Annotated in this window: 9 protein-coding genes and 2 pseudogenes; 5 read left to right on the forward strand and 6 right to left on the reverse strand. The window is 70.1% G+C overall.

What is annotated here, in order from left to right:
• Positions 1-380: 380 nt before the first annotated feature.
• Both ACZ5NH_RS44725 and ACZ5NH_RS44730 read left to right on the forward strand, forming a co-directional pair.
• Positions 381-1,421 (forward strand): IS110 family RNA-guided transposase, encoded by a 1,041-nt coding sequence (locus ACZ5NH_RS44725; protein WP_468784162.1) that lies wholly within the window; start codon positions 381-383, stop codon positions 1,419-1,421.
• 34 nt (positions 1,422-1,455) lie between these two features.
• Positions 1,456-1,665: an integrase core domain-containing protein gene (locus ACZ5NH_RS44730; RefSeq protein WP_468784146.1), complete on the forward strand. Its 210-nt coding sequence runs from the start codon at positions 1,456-1,458 to the stop codon at positions 1,663-1,665.
• Between the two features lie 17 nt (positions 1,666-1,682).
• On the opposite strand, the gene ACZ5NH_RS44735 is transcribed toward ACZ5NH_RS44730, so the two are convergent.
• The 6 genes from ACZ5NH_RS44735 to panD form a co-directional block, all read right to left on the reverse strand.
• A complete protein-coding gene (locus tag ACZ5NH_RS44735; RefSeq protein WP_468784148.1) occupies positions 1,683-2,099 on the reverse strand; it encodes a hypothetical protein in 417 nt (138 codons plus the stop codon).
• A gap of 203 nt (positions 2,100-2,302) precedes the next feature.
• Positions 2,303-3,172 carry an EamA family transporter gene (locus ACZ5NH_RS44740; protein WP_468784150.1) on the reverse strand — a complete coding sequence of 290 codons (870 nt, stop codon included), beginning with the start codon at positions 3,170-3,172 and terminating at the stop codon, positions 2,303-2,305.
• Positions 3,173-3,341: 169 nt separating this feature from the next.
• A complete protein-coding gene (locus tag ACZ5NH_RS44745; RefSeq protein WP_468784152.1) occupies positions 3,342-4,448 on the reverse strand; it encodes a hypothetical protein in 1,107 nt (368 codons plus the stop codon).
• Positions 4,445-5,197: a TauD/TfdA family dioxygenase gene (locus ACZ5NH_RS44750; RefSeq protein ID WP_468784154.1), complete on the reverse strand. Its 753-nt coding sequence runs from the start codon at positions 5,195-5,197 to the stop codon at positions 4,445-4,447. Before ACZ5NH_RS44750 ends, ACZ5NH_RS44745 begins: the two co-directional genes overlap by 4 nt.
• Before the next feature lie 43 nt (positions 5,198-5,240).
• A complete protein-coding gene (locus tag ACZ5NH_RS44755; protein ID WP_468784156.1) occupies positions 5,241-6,635 on the reverse strand; it encodes a DUF6002 family protein in 1,395 nt (464 codons plus the stop codon).
• A 116-nt stretch (positions 6,636-6,751) separates the two neighbouring features.
• Positions 6,752-7,171 (reverse strand): aspartate 1-decarboxylase, encoded by a 420-nt coding sequence (gene panD, locus ACZ5NH_RS44760; RefSeq protein ID WP_468784158.1) that lies wholly within the window; start codon positions 7,169-7,171, stop codon positions 6,752-6,754.
• A gap of 492 nt (positions 7,172-7,663) precedes the next feature.
• Between panD and ACZ5NH_RS44765 the strand changes: the two genes are divergently transcribed.
• The 3 genes and pseudogenes from ACZ5NH_RS44765 to ACZ5NH_RS44775 all read left to right on the forward strand — a co-directional run.
• Positions 7,664-8,176, forward strand: coding sequence for a class I SAM-dependent methyltransferase (locus tag ACZ5NH_RS44765; RefSeq protein ID WP_468784160.1), 513 nt, complete (start codon positions 7,664-7,666; stop codon positions 8,174-8,176).
• Between the two features lie 682 nt (positions 8,177-8,858).
• A pseudogene (locus ACZ5NH_RS44770) lies at positions 8,859-9,053 on the forward strand (transposase); the annotation flags it as partial.
• A 61-nt stretch (positions 9,054-9,114) separates the two neighbouring features.
• A pseudogene (locus ACZ5NH_RS44775) lies at positions 9,115-9,268 on the forward strand (IS5/IS1182 family transposase); the annotation flags it as partial.

Raw genomic sequence — 9,268 nt, forward strand, 5'->3', positions numbered from 1 at the left:
ACCGCGGGTCGCAATACATATCAATTCGGTACACCGACCGGCTCGCCGACATCGGCGCCTCGGCGTCGGTCGGATCCGTCGCGGACAGCTATGACTGTGAGGATGATCAGGTGCCGCTCCGGGCGGTGGCCTGACCCGAGCTACGACTGGCGTCGTTGCCTTGGCATTGATCTGTCGGCCACCGCCTGGAGTGGCACTCGCTGCCGCCGGGCAGGGGACGTGTCCCGATAGGGGCCTTCGCGACAGGCACCGTCACAGTCTTGACCGCCCCGGCCCGGCGACGGCCACCAGCACCCGAGGCGATCAGGAGACAGGCGACCTTGCCCAGCATCACGCAGCCCACGGCCCCATGTCACGTCCCGACTGGCGCCGGCGAGGACATCTTGCTCGGCGTGGACACCCACAAGGACGTCCACGCCGCAGCCGTCATCACCACGCTCGGTGCCGCTCTGAACGGCCGTAGCTTCCCGGCGACTGCGGAAGGGTACCGTCAACTCGTCTCCTGGGCACGCTCGTTCGGCGTACTGCGACGGGCCGGGGTCGAGTGCACCGGATCCTACGGCGCCGGCCTGACGCGGCACCTGCGGGCCGAAGGCATCGAGGTGACCGAGGTCAACCAGCCCGACAAGGCCGCCCGACGGCGCCACGGCAAGACCGACGCGATAGATGCCGAGGCCGCCGCCCGCGCCGTGTTGTCCGGTCGTGCCACCGCCGCAGCGAAGACAAGCGACGGCCCGGTGGAGATGCTGCGGCTGTTCAAGCTGGCCAAGGGGTCCGCCATCAAGTCCAGGACCCAGGCCATCAACCAGCTCAAGAGCGTCCTGGTCTGCGCAGATGCCGAACTTCGTGAGTCCCTGGCCGGGCTCAGCAACCCGAAGCTGTTCCAGCAGTGTGCCGCACTCGCAGAGTCGGAGATCTCCGGGCCGGCAGGGGCTGCGCGTCACACCTTGAAACTACTGGCCCGCCGCATCCAGAGCCTGACCGAGGAGATCAACGACCTCAACAAGCGGATAGCCGAGGCGATCAAAGCGAGTACTCCTGCTCTGCTCGACGTTCACGGCGTTGGCCCGGACAGCGCGGCAGTCCTGCTCATCTCGGCCGGTGACAACCCCGAACGCCTGGACAATGAGGCGTCGTTCGCCGCCCTGTGCGGCACCAGCCCGGTCGAGGCATCCTCCGGCAAGACCCAGCGCCGCAGACTGAACCGAGGCGGCGACCGCCAGGCCAACGCCGCTCTCTACCGGATCGTCCTCAGCCGCCTGCGCTGGGATGGCCGCACCCAGGACTACCTGCGCCGACGTCTCACCGAGGGCAAGACGCGCCGCGAGATCATCCGCTGCCTCAAGCGGTACGTCGCACGAGAGATCTACCGGCTCATTGTCCCCACGGACACTGAGGCTGGCCGCACAGGACCGGCCTGAGCCGCCGCTTGACATCTATAGGGGCATCAACGCGATGGCCGAGGCCCTGAACGGCACATTCAAGGCCGAGCTGATCGAGATGCAGGGCCCCTGGAAGGACGTCGACCAGGTCGAGCGGGCCATCTTCCGGTGGGTCACGTGGTACAACGAAGAACGCCTGCACTCCGCGCTCGAATACGTACCGCCCGCCGAGTACGAGGAAGCCTTCTGGCAGAGCCAGGAGCAAACCCCGCAGTCCGCCTGAAACAAGATCACCGGACTCTACGAAACTCGGGGCAGCTCATTTGTCAGGCAGGTAGAGCTCGCGGTCGACCTGGGCGTGGCCACCGGCCCTCTATCCACCCGGCCGTGCCGGAGTATTGGCGCTGCGCCCCCGCAAAGGTGGTGCCCCTTCTTCACCGCACAGCCAGTGAAGCCGCGGTTGTCGCTCCAGGTGACGGTGGTGCCGCGAGGTGCGCCGTAGGGGGTGAACTGGCGCCAGGTGGGGGTCTGGGCGGTGGAGTCCAGTTGCAGGCCGTTGGTGCCGTGCTGGTCGGGGATCTGGAAGGTGTAGGTGGCCGCTGCGGGGAGCGGGTTCCCGGCGGCGGCGTCGCGTCCGACTTTGGCGGGGCTGCCGTACCAGGCGTTCGCGTCCGATCTCTGAGGCCGGATCGAGATCGGCCTCACCGGCATGCTCACGGCCTGGCCTGCGGCACCGTCCGCTGGACCGGCCCACCATCGACAGCGAGAAGCGGGTGGGCCGACGCCCGCCGCCTCCTCAACGACGACACCCTGCCGACTCCGGGCCGCGTCGCGGGAGCACCTGGTAGTCACCATCCCACCTGCATGGCGGCGGCTCCGGGCCGGAATCGGCCATCGCCGGTCACCACGCACTCCACCGGTCAGGGGGCCGGTGTGACGTCTTCCCGAGGGACTCGGTCCGGCTCCGTGGCCGGGGCTTCCCCCGTGCGGATACTGCCCGCTGAGGCCAGAGCCACCGCCGCGACGCCCGCCCACTGGGGCGCGGCGAGGTGCTGGCCCAGAAGGATCAGTCCGAGCAGCGCGCCGACCGCCGGTTCCCAGCTGGTGAGCACGCCGAAGACGCGGGGTGGGACCCGGCGCAGGGCTTCCAGGTGGAAGGTGTAGGGCAGGACGCTGGAGAGGACGGCCACGGCGGCGGCGACGGCGAGCGTGCCCGGTGCGAGGAGGTGGGAGCCGGCCTGTGCGATGCCGTACGGCAGGCTCAGCAGTGCTCCCCAGGTGACGGCCAGGGCGAGGCCCCGGCCGTCGGGGATGCGCTCGGCCAGTCGTTTGCCGACCAGGATGTATCCGCCCCAGCAGCACCCGGCGACAGCGGCGCAAACGGCCCCGGCCGGGTTCAGGGCCGTACCGGAGTGGCTGAGCAGGACGACACCGGTGGCCGCGAGGCACGCCCACAGCAGGTCGGGGGCGCGCCGGGAGCCGCACAGGGCGATGGCGAACGGGCCGAGGAACTCCAGGGTGGTGGCGGCGCCGAGGGGAAGCCGGTCGACCGCTTCGTAGTAGGCGAGGTGGTGCAGTGCGAGGAGGGTGCCCGCGGCGGCGGTGGTACCGAGGGTGGCCCGGTCGGCTCGGATCCGTGGTCGCCACACGGCGGTGAGCACGAGCGCGGCGAGGCACAGCCGCAGGGTCACCACCCCGGCCGGGCCCACGGCAGGGTAGAGGCGGGTGGTGAGCGCTGCCCCGCCCTGGAGGCCGAGCACACCGCCCATCACGAGGCCCGGGGCCGGCACGGTCCGGAGTCCTCGGCTGATCGCCGCGGCAGCCCGGGCACGAGGCGTGGGGAACTGGCTGATGGCTACTGGACTCCTTCCGGCGGCACGGTACGTCGATGCCCGTGCCGCCTGTCGTGGTGGGGTGCGCACTCGTTCGTCCCCCGGGGTACCGCGGGATGCGTGGCGGTCAGCGAGGTTGCGCCGCCACTGTGCCGGGACGCTGCTCCCGCAACGTCTCGCGGAGGAGGAGCAGGCGGCGCGTCAGTGACCCCATACGCCCGGCGTGTTGGGTGCGCGAGACGTCCGGCAGGTGGGCGGCGAGGGCCCGGTGAGCCCTCGTGCCGAAACGCACCTCACCGCACGGGAGGACCGTCACGCCGTCGTGGTCCGCCATTCTCGTCTGCCACGCCACCGCTGCCGCCCGGGACAGGCCGGGTGGCAGGTCGAGGGCGATGCGAGCGTCGCCGATACGGACGGGATAGCCACCCGGGAGACCGAGCGGTCCGGGCACGTCGGCGTACACCTCCTGACCCGTAGCCAGGCAGGCGGCGAGCACCGCGGCGGTGTGTCCCGTCACCGCGTTCAACTCCTCGCGGCCACAGCCACGGTGGGCCGCGAGCAGCTCGCCCACGTGCGGCACGGGCCGGTCGTCCAGCCAGACCCGCACCTCGTCCGCGGGATCGTCGGGCGCGTGGAGATGCGCGTGGTGCGCGAGCACCCTGAGCCGTACGCCCGGACCCGGCCGCAGTCCCGCGCGCAGAGACGCCGCCAGTGTGGCGACGTTGCCCACGCCGCAGAACACCGGCAGGCCCTCGGCGGCCAGCAGGGGGTTGACCGCGTCCGGGTAGGAGGCGTTGACGAACAGCGCGGGGACCCCGCTGCGCCGGATCGCCCGCGCCACGCTCCGCGCCAGTACGGCATGCAACGGCAACCCGATGCCGAACCCGCCCGCCGAGAGCAGCTCGGTCCACGCCGACGGAGCCCGGTCCGCCTCCCAAGGCGACTGTGTCGAAGCGCAGTTGAGGACGATCCGGGGGCGCAGGCGCCGCAGGATCCCGGTGAGCGCCGGCTCGTCGGCCGCGTCCACGGGCTCGGCCGTGAAACGGGTCGGGGAACCGGAGGCCGCGGCGCGCGCGTTGGCGATGCTGCAGATCTCCTGTGCGGCACGGCCGGCACGCGTCAGTACGGTCACCCTGTCGGGCGGCGGCACGGCGGCGACGGCCAGGGAGTAGCACAGGGCGCGGGCCAGGGAGCCGCCACCCACCACGGCGATGCCCGCCGCCCCGGCCGTCATGCCGTGATCCGGTGTGCGATCTGGATCCGGCGCAGGTGGCGGCCGGTGTCCGTGAAGGCGTTGCGGGCGTGCAGCATCCGCCAGTTGTCGAAGACGAGCATGTCGCGCCGCTCGTACTGGATCGCGATGTGTTCCCTCTCGAAGTACGCCTTCGCGCTGTCCAGCAGCGGACCGATGCGTTCGTCGTCGCCGCGTACAAGGTTGTTGAAGGAGTAGCGGACGATGGTTCCACCGGGGTGCTCCTCGAGCACCGGGTGCTCGGGGTGCAGGTCGAGGCCGAGGTGCCGCATCGCGTCCGTGGTCTCCCAGCGCCAGATCCGCTCGCGCAGGAAGGCACGGTCGTCCTCGGTGAGCGTCGCGGTCCAGGCGTGTGCGTCGGCGAGCGTGGTCTCACCGCCGGCCCCGGTGTTGGGGGTTTCACACCACAGCGCGAGGTAGCGCGGCGGCAGGCCTTCGAAGTCGTAGCCCTCGGAGTGCGGATAGAGCGGCTTGGTGTTGCCGGCGTGGTAGAAGTCGTCCATGCCCGGCTCCGGCCTGACATCGCCGACCAGTACGCCGGTGTACTGGGGCACGAAGTCGCCGAGGCGCTTGGCGAAGGCCACCGGGTCGAAGGTGTCGGGTACGCGGCTCATGAAGACGTAGCCATGGCGGGCCATCAAGTCGTGGAAGCTCTTCCACACCATGTCGTCGGCGAGCGGTGCGCCGTTGAAGTCGGTCAGGGACAGCAGGCTTTCGGGGTGCCGGGGCATGGCTCCTCCTGTTCGTGTGCGTACGGGTGCAGGCGCCCGGGATTCAGCGCGTGGACGTGGGGCGGACCGCGTCCTCGATACGGACGGCGAGTTCCTGCACGTCAGCGGCGGTGGTGCGGTGCGCCTCCGGGACCGGCCGGTAGTCCTGGTCGCCGTAGCTGCCCGAGCCGTGGATCAGCACGTCGTCACTGTCCGGGAGCAGCCCGCGGTCGGCGGCGTTGAGGGTGCCGGTGACGGCCATAACCAGCGACCACTCCCGCAACCTGCGGGGATCCGCAGGCAGTTCGGAGCCGGTGGCGGCAAGCAGGGCGCGCACCTCGGCGTAGCGGCTCAGGCACTCGTGCAGGGACACGACGACACCGCCCCCGCCGTGTGCAGTGATCAGCGGGTCCATCCGGGCGGAGGTGACCGGGCGCCGAGTGTAGAAGGTGGGGTCGAGCTGTTCCTCGGGGTGGAAGGTCGTCGCCGGGAAGTGCGGGTCGGCTTCCTGCCGGTACAGGCCGGCGGTGGCGTCGTAGCGGTACGGTGGCAGGTTCGCCCGGTCGTGACTGCCGTGGCGCAGGCTGAGGACCATGTCCGGGGTACCGAGGTGCTGGACGAGGAAGTAGCGGGCCTGCGGCAGGCGGTGGCCGTGGGCGGTGAGCGTACGGTGGCCCAGTTCGTGGCCGAGCAGCCCGAACGCGCTGGAGACGGAGTGCACATGGGTGCGGGTACGGCCGCCGTCGTCGGGGAGCAGGTCGCGCTCGGCGAAGGCGCGGAGGAGATCCGCGGCTCGGTAGTTGTCGAGGCCCAGCGTGTACCAGACCCGGATGCCGTGCCGGCGCCAGAGATGGTCGGCGTGGGCGGCGGCGAACTCGGCCGCCAGCTCCTTGACCGCCGCGGGCTCCTCGGCGGCGTGCACCACGAGCGGGTTGCGGCGGCGCAGCGCGGGGTCCTCGCTCAGCGGTGACGCCCACAGCTTGGCCGTGGACTGGGCCGGTACGACACAGGCGATGCGCAGTTGGTCCGCGGTGACCAGCCCCGAGTCGATCGCGCGGTGCACGGCGTCACGCAGCGCGGTGGCCTTGTTGGCGGACGACGGGGTCACGATCAGCACGCGCTCGCCGGTGTCGGTGATGTGGCGCACCGCACGGGCAACGATCACCAGCGAGGCCAGGGTCTTGGTGGTGCGGGTCGCCGGGTTCCGCATCAGGTCGAGCAGGCGGAGGCGGTGACCCCGGTACGAGGGCAGGTCGCTGACGGCGATGTCCGAGACCGAGAAGAACCGCTCCAGCGCGGGGCTGGGATCGGGGAGCCGGAAGGCCGGGGAGAACACCAGGTTTCCGGCCGGGTCGTCGGCGCGGTCCTGTTCGAGGGCGGTCAGCGCCTGCCGGAGTTCGGTGTCGTAGTGGGTGAGGGCGTGCTTCAGCACGGTGGACGCGGAGAGCGTGGAAGTCACTTCGTTCCGTTCTCGTGGGGTGCGGCCGGGAGACCAGAGGGAGCGGCAGAAGGGGGCGAGGCCCGGAGGAGAGGGGGTGGGGCTCCGGGCGTACGACGGCCCGGAGCCCCACGGGGTCAGGCTCCGGCGACCTGGTCTCCGCGGACCAGGCCACTGCCCGGCGGGACCTCGGCCGGGTCCCCACCGAATCCGGTGATCCGGTTCTTGCCGTCGACGAAGACGACCCTGGGCTCGAACTCCTCCGCTTCCTCGGGGGTGACGGAGGCGTACGACACGATCAGCACGAGGTCGCCGACCTGTGCCTGCCGGGCGGACGGCCCGTTGACACCGATGACTCCCGAGCCGCGGGGTCCTTCGATGACGTAGGTCGACAGACGGGCGCCGTTGGTGACGTTCACCAGGTCGACCTTCTCGTGGCGGCGGATTCCCGCCGCTTCCATCAGGTCGGCGTCGATCGTGATCGATCCGACGTAGTTGAGATGGGACTGGGTGACGGTGGCGCGGTGGATCTTGGCTTTGAGTGTCTCGAAACGCACGGTGGCCCTTCGCGATTGCGTCCGGTCAGTGGGGTGAGCTCGGTGTCGCGACGGACGAAAGGCTGTCAGGCACCGAACAGAGGGGCAAGACCTGATGGATCAACGAAATCCGCAGCCTGTGGCGGGACTTGACCTTCGAAACGGGGCCTTCGGAACCGTGATCACTGCCATGCGCATCCCTACCCAATTCGTCACGCCCACCGGTGAGGCGGTCGGGGTTTTGCTGGCTCTTTGCAGAAGTATGAGCGGACGGGGAAGGCGGCCGACGCACGCTCGCTGCTCCCGCGGCGCGGTGACGGCCCACATGGCCATGCCCCTGTTGTTGGTTGACATGAGGGTCACCCGGCCAACTTCTCTGTGTCATCTGCCAGAACGGCCCGCCGAACAGGGCAGTGGAGACTCACCGCCACGACCGCGACCCGGGCAGAACCTCTGCATCCGGAGGGTCCGGCGTGGCCACCTACAGGGCAGAAACACAGGGGCGACAGCACCATGAGCGTGCAGCAGTACGACACGATCGGTGAGGCATTCGAGGGGTTCAAAGCCCTGCCGCTGATACGTTACGGCGAGGTGCCGAGTTTCCTGGGCATGATCAGGGACGTGAGCGGCAAGTCGGTTCTGGACCCGGCGCACGGCACCGGTTTCTACAGGGAGTTCAAGCCGCGCGGCGCCACGGACGTCTTCGGCGTCGACATCTCCGTCGACATGATCGCCGCCGCGCGGGAGATCGAGCAGCGTGACCCGGTGGGTGTGCCCTACGAGGTCGGAGACGTAACCGAACTGCGGCCTCTCGACCGGCGCCTCGACATCGCACTGGCAGTGCAGTGCCTCAACTATGCCGAGAACATCGCAGCGATGGAGCGGACGTGCCGCACATCCCTGACACCCACCCCCTGCGGTCGTCCGACGGCGGGACTCGGACGGCGCGATGGAGGCCCAGTCGTTCGGGGAACGCCTGGGCCTCATCACCTCGCGCGGACGCTCCCATGCCGCCCGGCACAGTGAGCGACCAGCCGGTGGCGCGTCATGGATCGCACACTCCTACGATGACGACCATGAACGACCCCGCCCTACGTTCTGCCCCGCCCGCTTCCGCAGCGCTCGACCGGCCAGGGCAGGACGCGGTGAGGACCGGCTATCAGCGCACCCCTGCACGCGTGGTCCGGATGGGCCCCTACACCGCGCACCTGTCCATACCTGCCTGGTGCCACGGCCAGATCACCGTCCAGGTCGACACCCTCAGCCTGGCGGCCGCGACGGGTCTGACACTCCAGCAGCTCTTCGGGGCGGACCTGATCGTCACCGTAAACCTTGCCGCTGTCACGGACACCGAGGTGGATCCGCACGCGTTTCAGCTCACCGATCCCACAAACACCACAAGTCTAACAAGTCGCTCATCCCTGAGAGTTACCCGTTCCCTGTGTAGCCGCGCACGCTGTGCCCCCGGTGCGGCTGTACCCGGGAACTCCCCGGCCAGGCGCCGGCCCCTCGGCGGCCAGGCGCCGCGGCTCGCCCGCGCAACACCGGCGAGCGTCCCGGTCCCCGGCAGCGGCCGCGCCGCCCAGGCCGACATCGAGTCCACCGTGCGGTACCTGCCGGGCGGGCTGGAGGAGCTTGCCCAACTCCGCGCCAGCGGCACACTCGGTATGGCACAACCCCGACGCGCCCGGCCCCGCCGACGCGCAGCTTGAAGGGCCTGCCGGACGCGGTCGAGACGGTCTGGCCTCGAACTGTCGTTCAGACGTGAATCGTTCACTTGATCCGCAACAGCATCCGATACGTGGCCCGGCAGGACTGGGACACGGTCGCCAAAGACCTTCGGCCTGTCTACACCGCGCCGAGCGAGGCCGCCGCGACCGAGCGGTTCCTGGAGTTCTCGGAGAATTGACATCCTCCCCCTCTTAGACGCCATCTCATTTGGCTGCCTGGGTAGGCTGTCGGCCGTGGTGGGGATCGTTGAGCGGCTGGTGCCGGACGAGTTGTGGGAGCTGTTTCAGCGAGGGGTGCCGGAGGCGCCGGTGCGGCCTCAGGGTGGTGGTCGTCGTCGGCATGGTGACCGGGAGGTGCTGGCCGCGATCGTGTTCGTGGCCACGTCCG

It is taken from the genome of Streptomyces sp. NPDC031426 (assembly GCF_055581585.1).